This window comes from Serratia sp. CY81684 (genome assembly GCF_052166595.1).
Taxonomy (GTDB): domain Bacteria; phylum Pseudomonadota; class Gammaproteobacteria; order Enterobacterales; family Enterobacteriaceae; genus Serratia; species Serratia nematodiphila.
On the sequence record NZ_JBJNOO010000001.1, the window covers coordinates 328,545 to 347,587 of the forward strand.

The following is a 19,043-nucleotide window of genomic DNA, read 5'->3' on the forward strand; positions in this document are numbered from 1 at the left end:
TAGAGTGAGTAATACGTTGTTTCGATGGCCGGTTCGCGTTTACTACGAGGATACCGATGCCAGTGGTGTGGTCTATCACGCCCGCTACGTCGCCTTTTTTGAAAGAGCGCGCACAGAGATGCTGCGTCAGCACAACTTTCATCAACAGCAGCTGCTCAGTGAACAAGTCGCTTTTGTCGTCCGGCGCATGACGGTGGATTATCTGGCTCCGGCTCGTCTCGACGAGCAACTGGAGGTCCAGAGTGAAATCACCTCTCTGCGCGGGGCTTCTCTCACGTTTGCTCAACGCATTGTCAATTCTGACGGGGCCCTACTGAGCCAGGCAGATGTCCTGATTGCCTGTATTGATCCACACCAAATGAAGCCAAGAGCGCTTCCTAAGTCTATTGTCGCGGAGTTTAAGCAGTGACTGACATGAACATCCTAGATTTATTCTTGAAGGCGAGCCTGCTGGTTAAGCTTATCATGTTGATTTTGATATGCTTCTCGGTAGCCTCCTGGGCGATCATCATTCAGCGCACCCGCATCCTCAATGCGGCGACGCGTGACGCCGAAGCCTTTGAAGACAAATTCTGGTCCGGTATCGAGCTTTCCCGTCTGTACCAGGAAAGTCAGGCGCGTCGCGATAGCCTGACCGGTTCCGAGCAGATCTTCCATTCCGGGTTCAAAGAGTTCGCCCGCCTGCACCGCGCCAACAACCATGCGCCGGAGTCGGTGATCGAAGGGGCGTCGCGCGCGATGCGCATCTCGATGAACCGCGAGCTGGAAACGCTGGAAACCCATATTCCGTTCCTCGGCACCGTCGGTTCTATCAGCCCGTACATCGGCCTGTTCGGCACCGTGTGGGGGATCATGCACGCCTTTATCGCGCTGGGCGCGGTGAAGCAAGCCACGCTGCAGATGGTGGCGCCGGGTATCGCCGAAGCGCTGATCGCCACCGCGATCGGTCTGTTCGCCGCAATCCCGGCGGTTATGGCCTATAACCGTCTCAACCAGCGCGTCAACAAGCTTGAGCAGAATTACGACAACTTTATGGAAGAGTTCACCGCTATTCTGCATCGTCAGGCCTTCTCCAGCGACAGCAAATAAGTAGGAGGTAGCATGGCGAGAGTACGTGGGCGTAGTCGGCGCGAGCTGAAGTCCGAAATTAACATCGTTCCGCTGCTCGACGTGTTGCTGGTGCTGCTGCTGATTTTTATGGCAACCGCGCCAATCATCACGCAGAGCGTGGAGGTTGACCTGCCGGACGCCACCGATTCCAAGACGGTGTCCAGCGATGACAATCCGCCGGTGATCCTCGAGGTTTCCGGCGTAGGTCAATACACCCTGGTGGTGGATCACAACCGTATGGAGCTGCTGCCGCCTGAGCAAGTCGCGGCCGAAGCCAAGTCGCGTTTGGCGGCTAACCCGAAAACGGTCTTTTTGATCGGCGGTGCGAAGGAAGTCCCTTACGATGAGATTATCAAGGCATTGAATATTCTCCATCAGGCGGGCGTGGCTTCCGTGGGGCTGATGACCCAGCCGATCTGACCGTAAGGCGAACGGCAACCCGGTTCCTGCGCTGCGGCTCAGGAACCCCGTATAAGCAACACCAGTTTTTGGGAATCTATTTTGGTAAAGGCAACTGAGCAAAACGATAAGCTGAACCGCGCCGTTATTGTTTCGGTCGTTCTGCACTTCATACTGATTGCCCTGCTGATTTGGGGATCGCTGCAGGAAAAGGTCGACATGAGCGCCGGTGGCGGCGGCGATGGTTCTGTAGTGGGTGCGGTTATGGTCGATCCCGGCGCGGTGGTGGAGCAGTACAACCGCCAGCAGCAGCAGAGCAACGATGCGCAGCGTGCCGAGAAGCAGCGCCAGAAAAAAGCGGAGCAACAGGCCGAAGAGCTTCAGCAGAAGCAGGCGGAGCAACAGCAGCGCCTGAAAGAGCTGGAGAAAGAGCGTTTGGCGGCGCAGGAGAAAGCCGCGCAGGACGCCAAGGCGCAGGCTGAGCAACAGCAGAAGGCGGCGGAGCAGCAGAAGCAGGCCGCCGAGCAGCAAAAAGCGGCGGAAGCCGCCGCAGCCAAGGCCAAAGAGCAACAAAAGGTCGCCGAAGCCGCCGCCGCCAAGGCGAAGGCTGAAGCGGACAAGGTCGCCAAGGCGCAGGCGGAAGCCCAGAAGAAAGCCGAAGCGGAAGCCAAGAAAGAAGCGGCCGCCGCTGCCGCCGCCAAGAAACAGGCGGAAGAGGCGAAGAAAGCCGCCGCCGCCGCGGCAGAGCAAAAAGCTGCAGAGGCTGCGGAGAAGAAAGCGGCCGCTGAAGCTGAGAAAAAAGCCGCAGCGGAAGCCGAGAAGAAGGCTGCCGCCGAGGCAGAGAAGAAAGCGGCCGCCGCTGAGAAAGCTGCGGCAGCCAAGAAAGCCGCTGCAGAGAAGAAAAAAGCCGCCGCCGAGGCTGCGAAGCAGTCGGCGGAAGTTGATGACCTGTTTGGTGGCCTGGCGGACGGCAAGAACGCGCCGAAAGGTGGCGGCAAGCAGAAGGGTGACGGTAAACCGGCTGGCCAGGGCAATGCCAAAACGGCTGGCGCCAGCGGGGCGGAAATCAATGGCTATCTTGGCCAGATTACCGCTGCGATTCAAAGCAAGTTCTACGATGCGGATCTGTACAAGGGCCGTAAATGTGACCTGCGAATCAAGCTGGCGCCGGACGGTTTTCTGGTAGACGTAAAATCTGAAGGGGGCGATCCGGCACTGTGTCAGGCGGCGATAGCCGCGGCGAAACAGGCGAAGATCCCGAAACCGCCAAGCCAGGCGGTTTATGAGGTGTTTAAGAATGCTCCCCTTACGTTCAAGCCGCAATAATGGTTGTTTGAGCTGAGTAATATCACAGGGATGTACTAAGGTAACCAACAGGGATTATGTAGTTTTACGTGAGTTGGTTTGTTAAAATTCTGCTAATTTATCGCAGGCATCCCGCCTGGATAAGGGAGATGAGATGAAGCAGGCATTTCGAGTAGCGCTAGGTTTTTTAATTCTGTGGGCGTCCGTGTTGCACGCGGAAGTTCGCATTGAAATCACCCAAGGGGTCGACTCCGCTCGCCCGATTGGCGTGGTGCCGTTTAAATGGGCGGGCCCAGGCACGCCGCCGGAAGATATCGGCAAGATTGTCGGCGCGGATCTGCGCAACAGCGGCAAATTCAACCCGATCGACGTGGCGCGCATGCCGCAGCAACCGACCTCCGCGTCTGAAGTGACGCCGGCGGCCTGGACTGCGCTGGGCATCGACGCCGTGGTGGTCGGCCAAGTTCAACCTGGCGCCGACGGCAGCTACCTGATCTCCTACCAGCTGGTGGATACCTCGGGTTCGCCGGGCACCGTATTGGCGCAGAACCAGTATAAAGTGACCAAACAGTGGTTGCGTTATTCTGCCCATACCGCCAGCGACGAAGTGTTCGAGAAGCTGACCGGCATCAAGGGCGCGTTCCGCACCCGTATCGCCTACGTGGTGCAGACCAACGGCGGGAAATTCCCGTATGAGCTGCGCGTAGCGGATTACGACGGTTACAACCAGTTCACGGTGCACCGTTCGCCTGAGCCGCTGATGTCGCCGGCCTGGTCGCCGGACGGCAGCAAACTGGCTTACGTGACCTTCGAGAGCGGCCGCTCTGCGCTGGTGGTGCAGACCCTGGCTAACGGCGCTATCCGCCAGATCGCCTCGTTCCCGCGCCACAACGGTGCGCCGGCGTTCTCGCCGGACGGCAGCAAGCTGGCCTTCGCGCTGTCCAAGAGCGGCAGCCTGAACCTGTACGTGATGAACCTCGGCTCCGGCCAGATCACGCAGCTGACCGATGGCCGCAACAACAACACCGAACCGACCTGGTTCCCGGATGGCCAGTCTCTGGCGTTTACCTCCGACCAGGGCGGGCGTCCGCAGATTTATAAAATCAGCGCCAGCGGCGGTGCCGCGCAGCGTCTGACGTGGGAAGGCTCTCAGAACCAGGATTCTGAAGTCAGCTCCGACGGTAAATTCCTGGTGATGGTGAGCACCAACAGTGGTGCACAACACATCGCCAAACAAGATCTTGGATCGGGCGCCGTTCAGGTTTTGACCGGCACCTTCCTGGATGAAACGCCTAGTATTGCGCCAAACGGCACCATGGTGATCTATAGCTCCACGCAAGGTATGGGCTCCGTGCTGCAGTTGGTGTCAACTGATGGGCGTTTCAAAGCGCGTCTTCCGGCAACTGATGGACAGGTCAAATTCCCTGCCTGGTCGCCGTATCTGTGATGCATGTGTAAATATGTATGGCAAACTATAAAAGGATCAAAGAAATGCAACTGAACAAAGTGCTGAAAGGGCTTCTGCTGGCACTGCCAGTTCTGGCTGTAGCAGCTTGTAGTTCTAACAAAAGCGCGAACAACGACCAATCTGGTATGGGCGCTGGCGCCGGCACTGGTATGGAAAACGGCAGCAGCAACCTGTCTTCCGAAGAACAAGCTCGTCTGCAGATGCAAGAACTGCAGAAGAACAACATCGTTTACTTCGGCCTGGACAAGTATGACGTAAGCTCCGAATTCGCTCAGATGCTGGACGCGCACGCTGCATTCCTGCGTAACAACCCGTCTTACAAAGTGACCGTTGAAGGCCACGCTGACGAACGCGGCACGCCGGAATACAACATCGCTCTGGGTGAGCGTCGTGCTAACGCCGTTAAAATGTACCTGCAAGGTAAAGGCGTTTCCGCTGACCAGATCTCTATCGTTTCTTACGGTAAAGAAAAACCAGCAGTACTGGGCCACGACGAAGCGGCTTATGCTAAAAACCGTCGTGCCGTTCTGGTTTACTAAGAGAATCGCATGAACAGTAACTTCAGACGTCACCTGTTGAGTCTGTCGTTACTGGTTGGCGTAGCGGCCCCTTGGGCCGCTACTGCCCAAGCGCCAATCAGTAATGTCGGCTCCGGCTCGGTCGAAGACCGTGTCACCTCGCTTGAGCGCATCAGCAATGCTCAAGGCCAGCTTTTAAACCAACTCCAGCAGCAACTCTCTGACAATCAACGCGACATTGATTCTCTCCGTGGGCAAATCCAGGAAAGCCAGTATCAGTTGAATCAGGTCGTTGAACGCCAGAAGCAAATCTATCAACAGATGGATAGCCTCAGCCAGGGCGGCGCTCAGAGCACCTCTGCGGCAGCGGGCGCTGCCGGCGGGGCAGCCGCAGGCGCATCTTCCGATGCGGGCAGCAGCGCGCCTGCAGCCGCTTCTGCAACGCCGAGTGGCGGTGATGAGAACAGTGACTACAACGCCGCTGTTTCTCTGGCGCTGGAAAAAAAACAGTATGACCAGGCGATTTCCGCCTTTCAGTCCTTCGTAAAACAGTACCCGAAGTCTACTTACCAGCCCAACGCCAACTATTGGCTGGGTCAGTTGTTCTACAACAAGGGTAAAAAAGACGATGCGGCCTATTATTTTGCGGTGGTGGTGAAGAATTACGCTAAATCACCGAAGGCGCCGGACGCCATGTACAAGGTGGGTATCATCATGCAGGAAAAAGGGCAGGCTGATAAAGCCAAGGCCGTGTTCCAGCAGGTGATTAAACAATACCCAACCAGTGCGGCGGCCAAGCAGGCGAAAAGTCGCGTAGGCGGTTAACGGTTAGAAAAATGAGCCCAGAAGTTAGTCGATTTGACCGATTTCTGGGCTCATTCGCGTGAAGAACAAGCAGTTGAACGCATCAGTAAAAAATTTAGGTTGCGCTGCCAAGATAAATTAGTAATATATGCCGCCGTTGCCAAGACATCTTGCAAGATGTTAAAGCGGCAGGGAAATTGGGTCGTTAGCTCAGTTGGTAGAGCAGTTGACTTTTAATCAATTGGTCGCAGGTTCGAATCCTGCACGACCCACCAATTTCTGAAGTAGCAGTAACCACAACAGTGGGTGATTAGCTCAGTTGGTAGAGCATCTCCTTTACACGGAGGGGGTCGGCGGTTCGAGCCCGTCATCACCCACCACTGTTATGGGTCGTTAGCTCAGTTGGTAGAGCAGTTGACTTTTAATCAATTGGTCGCAGGTTCGAATCCTGCACGACCCACCATTCTTAGAGAATGGCTGCAATAGAGAATCGTAAAGGATGAGAACCGTAAAGGTTCGAGTCTCGCGAAGCGAGACAACATCACTCCGGTGATGGCCCGCAAGGGCGAGGCCAAAGGCCGAGTTATCCTGCACGACCCACCATTCTTAGAGAATGGCAGCTTCAGAATCGGTTTGATGTGGCAAAGTAAAGGTCCGAGTCGAGTACCCGTCGAGTTGTCCTGAACATCCCCATCCTTGTTTTCCGCGAGTCGGTTTTTGTAACCTATTCGCCATCAGCAGTAAACCACATCAGTGGGTCGTTAGCTCAGTTGGTAGAGCAGTTGACTTTTAATCAATTGGTCGCAGGTTCGAATCCTGCACGACCCACCACTCTTTGATAGAGCAAGGTGTTAAAAATAGCAGTACCACAGCAGTGGGTGATTAGCTCAGTTGGTAGAGCATCTCCTTTACACGGAGGGGGTCGGCGGTTCGAGCCCGTCATCACCCACCACACTGCGGGTCGTTAGCTCAGTTGGTAGAGCAGTTGACTTTTAATCAATTGGTCGCAGGTTCGAATCCTGCACGACCCACCAATTCAGAAAAAAGCGCCTTTTGGCGCTTTTTTCGCATCTGCGCCACCTGGCTCTGCCTTTATCCGCTTACTGACATGGCCCACTGAGTCGTGCGGGTGAGATCCTGCGTTCAGGTTCGAGCATCGCGCAGCGATACGACAACGCGTAGCGTTGCCCGTAGGGTGAGGCCACAGGCCGAATCAATCCTGCACGACCCACCAATTCAGAAAAAAGCACCTTTTGGCGCTTTTTTCGCCTCTGCAGCACCCCAACCTGAATCCCTGCTTTCTCGTTTCAACAACACACCGATCATCATCCCGCTTTTCTCTGAACGCCATACGCCCCCCACCAGAACATTATCCGCCGTGATCTGCGTGGTCAATGTCTGTATTTTTAATCTATTAAACACTGAGTGCGTAAATATGAAAATATCAGCGGACTTTTCGCGCGGTTTTAGGTATTTTGTTTAGTATATAAAACGATGGGCGTTGCGGCAGGCGATATTCACGCGGCAGGCGCCCAGCCTAGCATGAGATTGCAGCGATGAGTGAAATGTTTGATGTCAACGCGGCGGTGTATCCCTTCCCGCCGAAACCGGTACCGCTGGACGTAGCGGAAAAAGCCTTTTATCGCGAGAAGATCAAAACCCTGCTCAAGCAGCGCAACGCGGTAATGGTCGCCCATTATTATACCGACCCGGAAATCCAGGCGCTGGCGGAAGAAACCGGCGGCTGCGTGGCGGATTCGCTGGAAATGGCGCGTTTCGGCAGCGCGCATCCGGCTTCCACGCTGTTGGTGGCCGGCGTACGTTTCATGGGGGAAACCGCCAAGATCCTCAGCCCGGAAAAGCAGGTGCTGATGCCGACGCTGTTTGCCGAATGTTCGCTGGATCTGGGCTGCCCGGAAGAGGAGTTTCATGCGTTTTGCGACAGCCATCCCGATCGCACCGTGGTGGTCTATGCGAATACCTCGGCGGCGGTCAAAGCGCGCGCTGACTGGGTGGTGACCTCCAGCATCGCCGTCGAACTGATCGAGCATCTGGATAGCCTGGGCGAGAAAATTATCTGGGCGCCGGATCGTCATCTCGGCAGCTATGTGCAGAAGCAGACTGGCGCCGACGTGCTGTGCTGGCAAGGTGCCTGCATTGTCCATGACGAGTTTAAGACCCAGGCGCTGCGGCGCATGAAGGCGCTCTATCCGCAGGCGGCCATCCTGGTGCATCCCGAATCACCTCAGGCGGTGGTCGAGCTGGCGGATGCGGTGGGATCGACCAGCCAACTGATTCAGGCGGCGAAAACATTGCCGCATCAACAGCTGATTGTCGCCACCGATCGCGGTATCTTTTACAAGATGCAGCAGGCTTGTCCGGACAAGGAACTGTTCGAGGCGCCGACCGCCGGAGAAGGCGCGACCTGCCGCAGCTGCGCGCATTGCCCGTGGATGGCGATGAATGGCCTGAAGGCGATTGCCGAAGGGCTGGAGCAGGGGGGCGCGCAGCATGAGATCCACGTGGACGCCGCGCTGCGTGAAAAGGCGCTGGTGCCGCTGAACCGCATGCTTGATTTCGCCGCTCAGCTTAAGATGCAGGTTAAAGGCAACGCTTAACCGTTTAAAAGGATGACCTCATGAGCTTCTTCAGTACCAGCAATATTCTGGTGCATATTCCGCTTGGCGCGGGCGGTTACGATCTGTCGTGGATCGAAGCCATCGGCACACTGTTCGGGTTGCTGTGCATCTGGTACGCCAGCAAGGAAAAAATCATCAACTACCTGTTCGGTTTGATCAACGTCACGCTGTTCGCGGTGATTTTCTTCCAGATCCAGCTGTACGCCAGCCTGCTGCTGCAGCTGTTTTTCTTCGGCGCCAATATTTACGGTTGGTATGCCTGGAGCCGCCAAACCCAGGATAACCAGGCCGAGCTGCAGATCCGCTGGCTGCCGCTGCCGAAAGCGCTGGCCTGGGCGGCGGTGTGCGTCATCGGCATTGGCCTGATGACCTTTAACATCGACCGCGTGTTCGCCTGGCTGACGCAGATTGCGGTGGCGGTGATGCAAGGGCTGGGGCTGAACGTGCAGATGCCGACGCTGCAGCCGGACGCCTTCCCGTTCTGGGATTCGGCGATGATGGTGCTCTCCATCGTGGCGATGATCCTGATGACGCGCAAGTACGTGGAAAACTGGCTGCTGTGGGTGGTGATCGATGTCATCAGCGTGGCGATCTTCGCTTACCAGGGCGTGTATGCGATGGCGCTGGAGTACGTCATTCTGACGCTGATCGCCCTGAACGGCTCCTGGCTGTGGATCAAGAGCGCCGGGCGCAACCATTCCAATCCGTTATCTTCCGCTCCGTAATAACAGCAGAGGGCGCCGTGATGGCGCCCTCTTGGCTTAGTGGCGATGCCCCAGGTGCGAATGCGCTTCGGCATGTGAGTGTTCACTCGGCTCCGGCGCCCGGTTGATGCCGCAGTCCGGCGTCTCGCAGTGCCGGTACTCCATCTGAATAGTCACGTGTCCGATCTTGTAGTGTTCCAACAGATAAGCCTGGATGCGTTGCAACAGCCCATCGTGGTCATGCGGCGGGATCACCTGCGCATGCAGCGTCATCAGCTTCTGTTCGCCGATCTGCCAGACGTGTACGTGGTGGATATTGCGCACTTCCGGGATGTTCAGGCACAGGTCTTTTTGCAGCTTGGCGATGTCGACCTCCTGCGGCGTGCCTTCCAGCAGCTCGTGGAAGCTCTCCTTCAGCAGCCGCCAGGCGCTGCGCAGCACCAGACAGGAGACCAGCACCGACAGGATCGGGTCAATCGGCGTCCAGCCGGTGGCGAGAATAACGATGGCGGCGACGATGGCCCCCACCGAGCCGAGCAGGTCGCCCAGCACATGCAGCGCGGCCGCCCTCACGTTGATATTTTTCTCTTCGTTACCGCGATGCAGCAGCCAGAAGGCGAACAGGTTCGCCAGCAGCCCCGCTATGGCGATGATCAGCATCGGAGTGCCCATCACCGGCTGGGGTTCGAAGAAACGCCGTATCGCCTCCCACAGGATGAATACCACGATCACCAGTAGCGCCGCGGCGTTGAGGAAGGCCGCCAGGGTGGTTAGGCGCAGATAGCCAAAGGTGTGGCGCGCGTTGGGCTTGCGCTGGGAAAAGTGCACCGCCATCAGCGCCACCAGCAGCGCGGCGGCATCGGTCAGCATGTGCCCCGCGTCGGCCAACAGCGCCAGCGAGCCGGACAACAGGCCGCCGACCACCTCGGCCACCATAAAGACGGCGGTGACTAAAAAAGCGGTCAGTAGGCGTTTACTATTACTGTCTTTCGGCAGGTGTACGTGTGGAGTGTCCGACATTATTCATCCTTATGCATAGCGAAAGTGGGGGCGGCGGCGAGCAGAGCGTCCAGCTCCGGTTCTATCTGCGCCACTAACGCCTTTAATTTAGTATAAGCGGCGGCGGCAAGCTCGCCCCGACGTGCGGTTTCCACCAGTTGCTGGCACAGCTGCGCGGCTTCCGGCAGCTGCAGCATCAGCAGGCTGCCCTTGATGCGGTGCGCCGCCTGTTCCAGGCGTGGCCAGTCGCTCGCGGCGACGGCATCCGCGAGCCGCTGCCGGTCTTGCCGCAGCGTGTCGCTGAGCGTCTGCGCCAGCCGCTGCATCATGGCGCGATCGCCGCCCGCCATTTCGGCCAGCGTTTGCCGCAGGTCAGTAAGGACTGACTTTTCTTCCTGAACCTGCGGTTGCTGAGCCAATACCTGGCCGATCGCCGCCAGTGAAATCGGCTTGGTCAGGAAGTGGTCGATCGCCACTAGCCCTGGCGGGATGCGGGTAAACTCCTGCACGTCCGCCGAGCAGAGCACGATGCGGCAAGGCGGGCGCCGTAGCCGCTGTTCGTCGCGGCGGATCAGCCTGGCCAGCGTCAGGCCGTCCGGGCGCGGCATGTTATAGTCGATAAACAGCAGATCGAAAGGCTGCCGGCGCTGAGCCTTCAGCAGCGCATAGCCTTGTTCAAAGCGGGCCGGCTGCAGCCCGAAATGGCGCAGCTGGCGTTCCAGCAACAACAAATTGGTGGGATGGTCGTCGATCAGCGCGGTACGCAAGGCGGAAGACGGCAGAGCAAAGGTGTGCTCCTCCTGGGCGCCAGCCGTCGCGGCGCCGCTCAGCTCGACCGGTATCGCGACCTCGACGCGGGTGCCGACGCCCGGCTGCGAGTGCAACTCGATGCGCCCGCCCATCTGTTCGACGATTTCTTTGCAGATCGACAGGCCCAAACCGGTACCTTGCACCGAGATGCGTTGCGCGCCGCGCGCGCGGTAAAACGGTTGGAACAGCTTGCCTACCTCATCGGCGGCGATGCCGCAGCCGCTGTCGTTCACCGTTAACTGCAACTCTCCCCGTCGTTCATCCTGTGCGCGCCAGCCGACGTCGACCTGAATGGCGCCGCGCGGCGTGAACTTTATCGCGTTGTTTATCAGGTTGTTAGCCACCTGAAGTAAACGCTCACCATCAATAATCACCGCCTCCGGCAGCGCCGGATCCGCCACCACGGTCAAGGTCAACGGCCGTTCGCCGATAAGCGGCCGGTAAAGGGCGTCGATGCGCGCGACCCAGGGGCGCAACGCCACCGGTTTTGGCGCCAGCGTCAACGACCCGGTTTCCAGCCGCGCGTGATCCTGCAGGTCGTTGAGCAGGTTGAGCAGCGATGAGGCCGAACTGTAAATCACCGGCAGGCCTTCCGGCGCAGGTTGGCGTTTGAGCTCCAGTTCCAGCAGGCCGAGGATGGCGTGCATCGGCGTGCGCAGTTCATGGCTGACGGTGGCGAGGAATTTGCTCTTCATGCGATTTTCCGCTTCGGCGCGGCGGCGCGCCTGCTCGAGCTCTTCGCGTTCGCGTTTTTCACGGCGTTGCAGCATGAAACGGCGCAGCGTCAGCGCCAGCAGCAGCACGGTGGCGGCGGCCAACAGCGCCAGCAGCCAGGTGGTCTGCGGCGGCATGCGGTTGTCGTTCACCGCGTCGATCAGGTTGCTGCGGTCGACGATCCACTCGTCGCGCAGCGATTGCAGGGTATCCGCCGGGATCTGCATCAGGTTCTTATCGAGGATCGCCAGCAGCAGCGGTTGATCGCGGCGCACGCCGAAGGCCACCGGATAGGGGATGTTGTTGGCGGCGAAGGCCAGCTTGATGGCGCCGGAATAGCGCGACAGCGCCAAAAAGTTGGCGGAGATGACGTTATCCACCAGCGCATCCAGCTGGCCGTTGGCCAGCGCGTCGTACATCGACTTGCTGTCGGCGAAGCTGACGGTCTGTTCCTGCTCCGGCACCAGCCCCTGAGCCAAATCGCCCTGCAGTACGCCGATGCGCTTGCCGGCCAGATCGCCCCAGGTCGAGACGCCGTTGGCATACTGGCCGACGTAAACGCCCCACAGCGAACGGTGGATCGGCATGCTGGCGCCGTAGCGCGCCTTGACGCCGCGCGCCAGCGGCAGGGCGGCGCGGAAGCTGGCCTGGCCGGACTGCACCAGCTGATCGGCCTGCTCGGCGTTGCGCGCCCACAGCGGCGCGAAACGCAGCCCGGTGTTTTGCGCGATGATGTTGAGAATATCGATGGCGTAGCCGCGCGGCTGGCCGTCGGAACCGCGGTAGGCGAACGGGAAGTTGTTCTCGATGGCGGCGTAGTAAACCACGCGGTGGCTCGCTACCCAATTCTTCTCCATCGTCGTCAGATCGGCATTGCCGGTATCGAGGTAGCTCGGGATCTTTTTGCTCCAGCGGCTCTGCAGGGCATTCATCAGTTCCATCGGCGCGTCGGCGATGGCGGTGTTCAGCGTGTCTATCAGCCGCGGATCGGCGGCGGCGAACACGAAGGAGAGGTTGCCCAGGTTCTCGTTGCTTTCAATCTGATAGAGCTGGCCAAGCTGCAGCTGGTCGATGATAAAGCTGGCGCTGGCCTCGTCGGCGATAAAGTAGTCGCTGCTGCCGTTCAGCAGCGAATAGACCGCCTGCAGGTTGTTGTCGTAGCGCTGGATCTGCGACGCCACCGCCTGCAGGGCGCCGCCGGACTGCATGTCGGTCAGCGCGCCGATCGCGACGCGGGCGTTGGCGGAATTGAGCATCACCGGCCGATCGTTGCTGCGATCGCGCAATACGCGCAGGTTGCTGACGTAGTAAGGCTGGGAGATCTCCAGCCCGTGCAGCGCTTCGCTCTGCGGGATGCCGTACAGCAGATCGACCTTGCCGTCGTGCAGCGCCTGTTCCAGCTGGGTCAGGTCGGCGAAGCCGTAAATGGCGAAGCGGATGCCGGTCACCTGCTGAATATAGCCGAGGTAGTCGGCGTTCAGCCCATACAGATCGTCATCCACAATGATGTTGTACGGGCTGGTGTTCTCACTGATGATGCCGACGCGCAGCGTGCGGTCGCGCCAGGGATTTTTCTCGCCGACGATCAGCATATTCTCGGGGGTATTCAGGTTGCTGACCAGCTGATAGCGCACCGGCTCCCCCGCCTGCGCCAGGCCGCACCACAGGATCAGCAGCAGCAGGGCGCGGCGCATCATGGCGCCAGCTCTTTAAACACCGCCACCAGCTCCAGCAGGTTGCCGGCGCCGGTTTTGCGCTGGATGTTTTTTTTGTGCGTGCTGACGGTCTTGTTGCTGATGTGCAGCCGGTCGGCGATCTGCAGGTTGGACAGCCCCTGGCTCAGCAAGCCCAGCACCTCGAGCTCCTTGGGCGTGAGCAGCCCGCCGTCCGCCGTCGGCGCTTCTTCGGCCAGCGCGGCGGCGGGGAAACTGGTTTCACCGTCCAGCACCTGCTCGATCGCCTGCACCAACTCCGCCAGCGAGCTGCCTTTATTGACGAAACCGTCGGCGCTGGCGGCATGCGCCATGCGCGCATAGACATCGGCCTCTTGCGCGGTATAGATCAGGATCTTTTGTTGCGGGTAGTGGCGGCGGATTTTTTTCAACAGCTGCAGCCCGTCGACCTGCGGCAGGCCGATATCCAGGATCACCAGGCTGAAAGCGGTCTCGGCCAGCAGAGCCAGCGCCTGGACGTCACCCTGCGCCGCCTGCAGACGGTAGGGGCGGGATGATTTCATTAGCGCCGCTTCCAGTGCGACATGAACCACCGGGTGGTCATCAACTAATAACAGAGAAGGCATGTTCAACTCGGGTCGCTTTATATTCCGATCGCTAGCATAGCGAAAAAGGAGGCTCTGTGCTCCCCTGATGAAACAGCACAATCTGCTGTTAATTTGGCGGTTCCAGCGGAGGGGGGCAAAGGTGATTTACAGCGCCATTCCCACAGGCTAGATTGTTGGGATCTACACCGTTACGCACTGCGAAATACCCCTCGATACCGAATGGAAAAGCTATGAATTACCAAAACGACGATTTACGCATTAATGATATTAAGGAACTCCTGCCGCCGGTGGCTCTGCTGGAGAAATTCCCGGCCACTGAACGCGCGGCAAAGACGGTGTCCCAGGCCCGCAGCGCAATTCACAATATCCTCCGCGGCAGCGACGATCGCCTGCTGGTGGTGATTGGCCCTTGCTCCATCCACGATACCCAAGCCGCCAAAGAATACGCGGGGCGCCTGCTGGCGCTGCGTGAAGAACTGAGCGGCGAGCTGGAAGTGGTGATGCGCGTATACTTCGAAAAACCGCGCACCACCGTGGGCTGGAAAGGCCTGATCAACGATCCGCAGATGGACAACAGCTTCAACATCAACGACGGCCTGCGCCTGGCGCGCAAGCTGCTGGTGGAGATCAACGACAGCGGCCTGCCGGCCGCCGGCGAATTCCTCGACATGATCACGCCGCAGTACCTGGCGGATCTGATGAGCTGGGGCGCCATCGGCGCGCGCACCACGGAATCGCAGGTGCACCGCGAGCTGGCCTCCGGCCTCTCGTGCCCGGTCGGTTTCAAGAACGGTACCGACGGCACCATCAAGGTGGCGATCGACGCCATCAACGCCGCCGGCGCGCCGCACTGCTTCCTGTCGGTGACCAAGTGGGGCCACTCGGCGATCGTTAATACCAGCGGCAACGGCGACTGCCACATTATCCTGCGCGGCGGCAAAGAGCCGAACTACAGCGCGGCGCACGTGAAGGACGTCAAAGCCGGCCTGAGCAAAGCCGGGCTGCCGGCGCAGGTGATGATCGACTTCAGCCACGCCAACAGCAGCAAACAGTTCAAAAAGCAGCTGGACGTGAGTGCGGACGTGTGCGGGCAGATCAGCAGTGGTGAAAAAGCGATCATCGGCGTGATGATCGAAAGCCACCTGGTGGAAGGCAACCAGAACCTCGAAAGCGGCGAACCGCTGGTTTACGGCAAGAGCGTGACCGACGGCTGCATCGGCTGGCAGGACACTGAAACCGTGCTGCGCGATCTGGCGGCGGCGGTAAAAGCGCGCCGCGGATAACCGCAAACAATGAAAAGGGCCCGATAGCGGGCCCTTGTTTTATCTTTGCCATTGCACGTCTCTATATTCCACGACTTTAAGGCTTACAGTTAATGGGCCAATTAAGTCATTAAGCGACCCCCTTCGCATTATTCCTATTTAAGAAAAGAATAATTGTCACTGCTCGCGGCATTGTGCTTATATAAGACGCTTTTTTTATTCCATAAACCCCGCAGGCCTAATAAGTGGGGAGTGGTATGATCTTATTCCTTTCAGGATGAAAGAATTATGACAGACAATACCTCGCAGCCGCTGGGGCTGCACCGGATTAAATTCCATGGGAAAGGTGGTGAGTACTTCGCTATTTGGTTAGTCAATGCATTATTGACCGCCCTGACCCTGGGCATCTATTCCGCCTGGGCGACGGTGCGCCGTCGCCGCTATTTTTACGGCAACACGGAATTGGACGGCGATCGTTTCGACTACCATGCACAACCGCTGCAAATTCTGAAAGGGCGGCTGTTGGTGATCGGCGGCATCATCGTGTTTTATATCTTGCTGGCGATAACGCCACTGTTGGGGCTGCTGGCTTTGCTGGTGTTGCTTGCCCTGCTGCCGTGGATCGTTATCCGCAGCTGGCGCTACAATGCGATTATGTCGAGCTATCGCGGCGTGCGTTTTAATTATGTCTGCCGCACCGGGCGCGCCTATTGGGCTTTACTGTTCTGCCCGTTATTGCTGATTATCGGGCTGTATGTCGGTCTGATCATCTTGCTCGGCATTGGCAGCGGTCTTGGCAGCATCAACGCCATCGCTTTTATGCTGGTGCTGACGCTGATTTTGGCCGTGCCGGCATTTGCGGCGGTAAATGGTATTATTAGCGCACTGCAGCATGATTTGTACGTTAATAACCTGTTCTTCGGGCGCACTCCGTTTATTGCCGAACTGAAGAAATCGGCCTTTATCAAATTTGCCTTGATCGGCCTGCTCATATTCCTGCCATTCATGTTGGTCGCGTTGGTGTGCATCGGTTCGTTCTTCTTTACTCTCTATCAGATGGTGTTGATGGGGATGTTAACCAACGAAGCCATCGATGTGCTGGTGCTGGACAATATCAGCAGCCTTCTGCTGATGATGGTGGTGCTGTTAATCGGCGCGCTGGTGGCCAGCAGCTACCAGGTCGTTGCCCAGCGCAACTATCTGTTTAACCAGGCAAGGCTGAACGGCGACATCAAGCTGCATTCCTCAATGAAAACGCTGCCATACATGGGATTGTTGATCACCAATACCCTGATTACCCTGTTCTCGCTCGGTTTGGCGGCGCCGGTGGCGGAAGTGCGTCATGCCCGTTATCTGGCGGCCTGCACGGCGGTTGAAGGCGATCTGGCGCTGCTGGACATTACGGCGCATCAGGAAAGCGCCAACAGCGCGGTGGCCGAAGAAGCGCTGCAGGCGCTGGATCTGGGCGGCAACTTCTGAGGCGCCGATGATCCTTGAAGGCGCTTATCAGTTGCCGGGGCGGGCCGCGCGCGAAGCGGCCCGCCTGCTGGTGAACGAAAGCGGCGAGGGCGTAACGCTGCAGCGGCAGGATGAGCAGCGCTACATTCCCTTGGCGGATATCGCCGTTTCTGACGCGCTGGGCACGATTCCCTTGACGCTGACCTTCAAGGGCGGCGGGCGGTTTGTGCCGGACGACGACGCGGCCTTCCGCCGCTGGTTTTATCAGCGCCGTTCGCCGGGTTGGGTGCATCGCCTGGAGCGCCACAAACGCGGCGTCGCGCTGGCGCTGCTGATGACGCTGCTGGCGGTCGTGGCTTACGTTTACGTGGTGCTGCCGTGGGCGAGCAGTGAGATCGCCATGCGTATCCCCACCTCGGTGGAACAGACGCTGGGCGAACACACGCAGACGTTTTTGAGCCAGAGCGGCTTCAAGCCCTCTGCACTGCCGGCCGAGCGGCAACGGGCGTTGCAGCAACTGTTCCGGCAGGTGATGCCGGCCGAAATGCGCCAGGAGCGCACGCCGCTGTCGCTGAAACTGATGGCGGCGCCCGGTGCGCCGAACGCCTTTATGTTGCCCGATGGCACGCTGGTGCTCAGCGATAGCCTGGTCACCTTGTCAAAAAACGACGATGGCCTGGCGGCGGTGATGCTGCATGAGATGGGGCATCACGCTCATCGTCACCCGATGCGCATGTTGGTGCGTTCGTCACTGGTGGCGTTGACGCTGATGTGGATGACGGGTGACGTCAGCGGCATCGGCGACACGCTGCTGCAGTCTGCGTCCTTCGTGAATGAGATGCAGTTTTCTCGCGGGATGGAGCGTGAGGCGGATGCGTTTGCGATAGCGGAAATGCAGCGCCAGGGGCGTTCGCTGGCGGAAATGGCGGCGATCTACCGCGCGTTGGCGCAGGCGCCTGAACGAGAAAAGACCGATGACTGGGCGCTGCCTGCCTGGCTCAGCACCCATCCGGCGATGCAGGAACGGCTGGATGCGGTGAATGAGGCGATGGCGCAGCAGCAATAAAAAAGCCCCCGGTGAAAACCGGGGGCTTTTTCGTGAACGGGCGAAATTACTTCGCTTTACCCTGGTTCGCTACGGCCGCTGCTTTTGCTGCGATCTCGTCGGCGTTACCCAGGTAGTAACGTTTGGTTGGCTTGAAGTTCTCGTCGAACTCATACACCAACGGCACGCCGGTTGGGATGTTCAGCTCGAGGATTTCATCTTCGCTCAGGTTATCCAGGTATTTCACCAGCGCGCGCAGCGAGTTGCCGTGCGCCGCAACGATCACGCGCTCGCCGCTCTTGATGCGTGGCAGGATCTCTTCGTCCCAGTAAGGGATAACGCGATCGATGGTCAGCGCCAGGCTTTCGGTCAGCGGCAGCTCTTGCTCGGTCAGCGAAGCGTAGCGCGGATCGTGGCCAGGGTAACGTTCGTCTTCTTTGGTCAGCTCAGGTGGGGTCACCGCGAAGCCGCGACGCCATTGTTTCACCTGCTCGTCGCCGTATTTTTCTGCGGTTTCCGCTTTGTTCAGACCCTGCAGCGCGCCGTAGTGACGTTCGTTCAGCTTCCAGGATTTTTCGGTTGGCAACCAGGCCTGATCCAGCTCGTCGAGGATGTTCCACAGGGTGTGGATCGCGCGCTTCAGTACGGAGGTGTAAGCGAAGTCGAAAGTGAAACCTTCTTCTTTCAACAGCTTGCCTGCTGCTTTCGCTTCGGTGCGGCCCTTGTCGGACAGATCAACATCATACCAACCGGTGAAGCGGTTTTCTTGGTTCCACTGGCTTTCGCCGTGACGCACCAGAACCAGCTTAGTTACAGCCATAGCTTAACTCCTTAATAATCTGACATTTCAATGATAACGAAAATCATTATATTGCCGCGGGCCGGGGCTCGGCAATCGATAGTGTCTAACCATAGCCAATTTCTTGCCGCAAAGTAAGGGCTGGCGAAAGGAAAAAGCTGAATCGTTCAGGCTGAGGCGGAAGGGGGAGAAACGGCACGTCGGAATCGCTCCGGACGCGCCGTGGCGTGGGGAAAATCAGGCCGATTTTTTCAGGCAGTTGCTCATGAAGGTTTTACGCGCGTCGCCCTTCAGATCCTTGGTCTTGGCGTCGGCATTGCAGCTTTTCATTTTCTGCTGCTGCGGCGTCAGGGTTTTGCCGGACGCAGCGGTGCCTTCGGACTTCAGGCAGGTGCTCATAAAGGTGGAGCGATCGGCGCCTTTCAGCGACTTGCTGGATGCCTGCTGGTTGCAATCGGTCATGCGTTTCTGTTGGGCCGCCTGCGCCGGCGAAGGCGTTTTCGTCGCCGTCGTCGCGTCGGCCGCCATCAGATTGGTGCTCAGCATTAAGCCCGCCAGCAATGGAAGTGCAGTAATCAGACGCATAGGTGTTCCTTCAGCTATTGATTGGCCGCCATCGGCCGAAAATTGTGACGTTGCACAAGGCGTTGTGCTTATCACGGTAGCCTGAGTGTAGTGCGCGCTTTGGAATAAGGGAAGGTGGGCGCCGGTGGGGGGATGGCGCTAAA

Annotated in this window: 17 protein-coding genes, 6 tRNA genes and 2 other RNA genes; 20 read left to right on the plus strand and 5 right to left on the minus strand. The window is 58.5% G+C overall.

The annotated features are described in order from the left end of the window. The first annotated feature begins 4 nt into the window (after positions 1-4). The 17 genes from ybgC (at position 5) to pnuC (ending at position 8,968) form a co-directional block, all read left to right on the plus strand. Positions 5-409, plus strand: coding sequence for a tol-pal system-associated acyl-CoA thioesterase (gene ybgC, locus ACJ8QF_RS01580; RefSeq protein WP_004939863.1), 405 nt, complete (start codon positions 5-7; stop codon positions 407-409). Continuing rightward, on the plus strand, positions 406-1,089 hold the full coding sequence (tolQ, locus tag ACJ8QF_RS01585; protein WP_004939862.1) for a Tol-Pal system protein TolQ: 684 nt from the start codon (positions 406-408) through the stop codon (positions 1,087-1,089). Before ybgC ends, tolQ begins: the two co-directional genes overlap by 4 nt. 12 nt (positions 1,090-1,101) lie before the next feature. Then, entirely contained in the window at positions 1,102-1,530 is a 429-nt protein-coding gene (gene tolR, locus ACJ8QF_RS01590) for a colicin uptake protein TolR (protein WP_004939859.1), read from the plus strand. Positions 1,531-1,611: 81 nt separating this feature from the next. After that, complete coding sequence (gene tolA / locus ACJ8QF_RS01595) at positions 1,612-2,835, plus strand: cell envelope integrity protein TolA (protein ID WP_049186582.1); 1,224 nt, start codon at positions 1,612-1,614, stop codon at positions 2,833-2,835. A gap of 133 nt (positions 2,836-2,968) precedes the next feature. After that, complete coding sequence (gene tolB, locus ACJ8QF_RS01600; RefSeq protein ID WP_004939856.1) at positions 2,969-4,261, plus strand: Tol-Pal system beta propeller repeat protein TolB; 1,293 nt, start codon at positions 2,969-2,971, stop codon at positions 4,259-4,261. Positions 4,262-4,305: 44 nt separating this feature from the next. Beyond that, positions 4,306-4,821, plus strand: a complete 516-nt coding sequence (gene pal / locus ACJ8QF_RS01605; protein WP_004939853.1) for a peptidoglycan-associated lipoprotein Pal — start codon at positions 4,306-4,308, stop codon at positions 4,819-4,821. Between the two features lie 9 nt (positions 4,822-4,830). Then, on the plus strand, positions 4,831-5,625 hold the full coding sequence (gene cpoB, locus ACJ8QF_RS01610) for a cell division protein CpoB (protein WP_265260884.1): 795 nt from the start codon (positions 4,831-4,833) through the stop codon (positions 5,623-5,625). A gap of 178 nt (positions 5,626-5,803) precedes the next feature. Next, a tRNA-Lys gene (locus ACJ8QF_RS01615) sits at positions 5,804-5,879 on the plus strand. Positions 5,880-5,908: 29 nt separating this feature from the next. Next, a tRNA-Val gene (locus ACJ8QF_RS01620) sits at positions 5,909-5,984 on the plus strand. Positions 5,985-5,991: 7 nt separating this feature from the next. Next, positions 5,992-6,067 (plus strand) — tRNA-Lys (locus ACJ8QF_RS01625). A 15-nt stretch (positions 6,068-6,082) separates the two neighbouring features. Then, positions 6,083-6,207, plus strand: a non-coding RNA gene (locus ACJ8QF_RS01630) — RtT sRNA. 152 nt (positions 6,208-6,359) lie between these two features. Further along, positions 6,360-6,435 (plus strand) — tRNA-Lys (locus ACJ8QF_RS01635). Positions 6,436-6,480: 45 nt separating this feature from the next. Then, positions 6,481-6,556 (plus strand) — tRNA-Val (locus ACJ8QF_RS01640). Positions 6,557-6,562: 6 nt separating this feature from the next. Further along, positions 6,563-6,638, plus strand: a tRNA-Lys gene (locus tag ACJ8QF_RS01645). 75 nt (positions 6,639-6,713) lie between these two features. Next, positions 6,714-6,838: non-coding RNA, RtT sRNA (locus ACJ8QF_RS01650), on the plus strand. Between the two features lie 322 nt (positions 6,839-7,160). Next, entirely contained in the window at positions 7,161-8,222 is a 1,062-nt protein-coding gene (gene nadA / locus ACJ8QF_RS01655; protein WP_015376982.1) for a quinolinate synthase NadA, read from the plus strand. A gap of 20 nt (positions 8,223-8,242) precedes the next feature. After that, on the plus strand, positions 8,243-8,968 hold the full coding sequence (pnuC, locus tag ACJ8QF_RS01660; protein ID WP_021504601.1) for a nicotinamide riboside transporter PnuC: 726 nt from the start codon (positions 8,243-8,245) through the stop codon (positions 8,966-8,968). 36 nt (positions 8,969-9,004) lie between these two features. Here pnuC and zitB read toward each other — a convergent pair whose 3' ends face one another. The 3 genes from zitB to ACJ8QF_RS01675 are packed head-to-tail and all read right to left on the minus strand — an operon-like array spanning position 9,005 to position 13,769. Beyond that, entirely contained in the window at positions 9,005-9,967 is a 963-nt protein-coding gene (zitB, locus tag ACJ8QF_RS01665) for a CDF family zinc transporter ZitB (protein WP_015376984.1), read from the minus strand. Beyond that, positions 9,967-13,167, minus strand: coding sequence for an ATP-binding protein (locus ACJ8QF_RS01670; protein ID WP_442537214.1), 3,201 nt, complete (start codon positions 13,165-13,167; stop codon positions 9,967-9,969). Before ACJ8QF_RS01670 ends, zitB begins: the two co-directional genes overlap by 1 nt. Beyond that, positions 13,164-13,769 (minus strand): response regulator, encoded by a 606-nt coding sequence (locus ACJ8QF_RS01675; protein ID WP_442537215.1) that lies wholly within the window; start codon positions 13,767-13,769, stop codon positions 13,164-13,166. Before ACJ8QF_RS01675 ends, ACJ8QF_RS01670 begins: the two co-directional genes overlap by 4 nt. A 212-nt stretch (positions 13,770-13,981) precedes the next feature. On the opposite strand from ACJ8QF_RS01675, the gene aroG reads away from it, so the two are divergent. The 3 genes from aroG (at position 13,982) to ACJ8QF_RS01690 (ending at position 17,537) form a co-directional block, all read left to right on the plus strand. After that, entirely contained in the window at positions 13,982-15,034 is a 1,053-nt protein-coding gene (aroG, locus tag ACJ8QF_RS01680; RefSeq protein ID WP_048322410.1) for a 3-deoxy-7-phosphoheptulonate synthase AroG, read from the plus strand. Between the two features lie 267 nt (positions 15,035-15,301). Further along, the gene (locus ACJ8QF_RS01685) at positions 15,302-16,492 is read left to right on the plus strand and encodes a YjgN family protein (protein ID WP_049187118.1); all 1,191 of its coding nucleotides are present in this window, start codon (positions 15,302-15,304) and stop codon (positions 16,490-16,492) included. A gap of 7 nt (positions 16,493-16,499) precedes the next feature. After that, on the plus strand, positions 16,500-17,537 hold the full coding sequence (locus tag ACJ8QF_RS01690; RefSeq protein WP_049187119.1) for a M48 family metallopeptidase: 1,038 nt from the start codon (positions 16,500-16,502) through the stop codon (positions 17,535-17,537). Positions 17,538-17,583: 46 nt separating this feature from the next. Here ACJ8QF_RS01690 and gpmA read toward each other — a convergent pair whose 3' ends face one another. Then, a complete protein-coding gene (gene gpmA / locus ACJ8QF_RS01695; protein WP_004939834.1) occupies positions 17,584-18,336 on the minus strand; it encodes a 2,3-diphosphoglycerate-dependent phosphoglycerate mutase in 753 nt (250 codons plus the stop codon). A gap of 216 nt (positions 18,337-18,552) precedes the next feature. Then, the gene (locus ACJ8QF_RS01700; RefSeq protein WP_048322413.1) at positions 18,553-18,900 is read right to left on the minus strand and encodes a PsiF family protein; all 348 of its coding nucleotides are present in this window, start codon (positions 18,898-18,900) and stop codon (positions 18,553-18,555) included. Between the last annotated feature and the right edge of the window lie 143 nt (positions 18,901-19,043).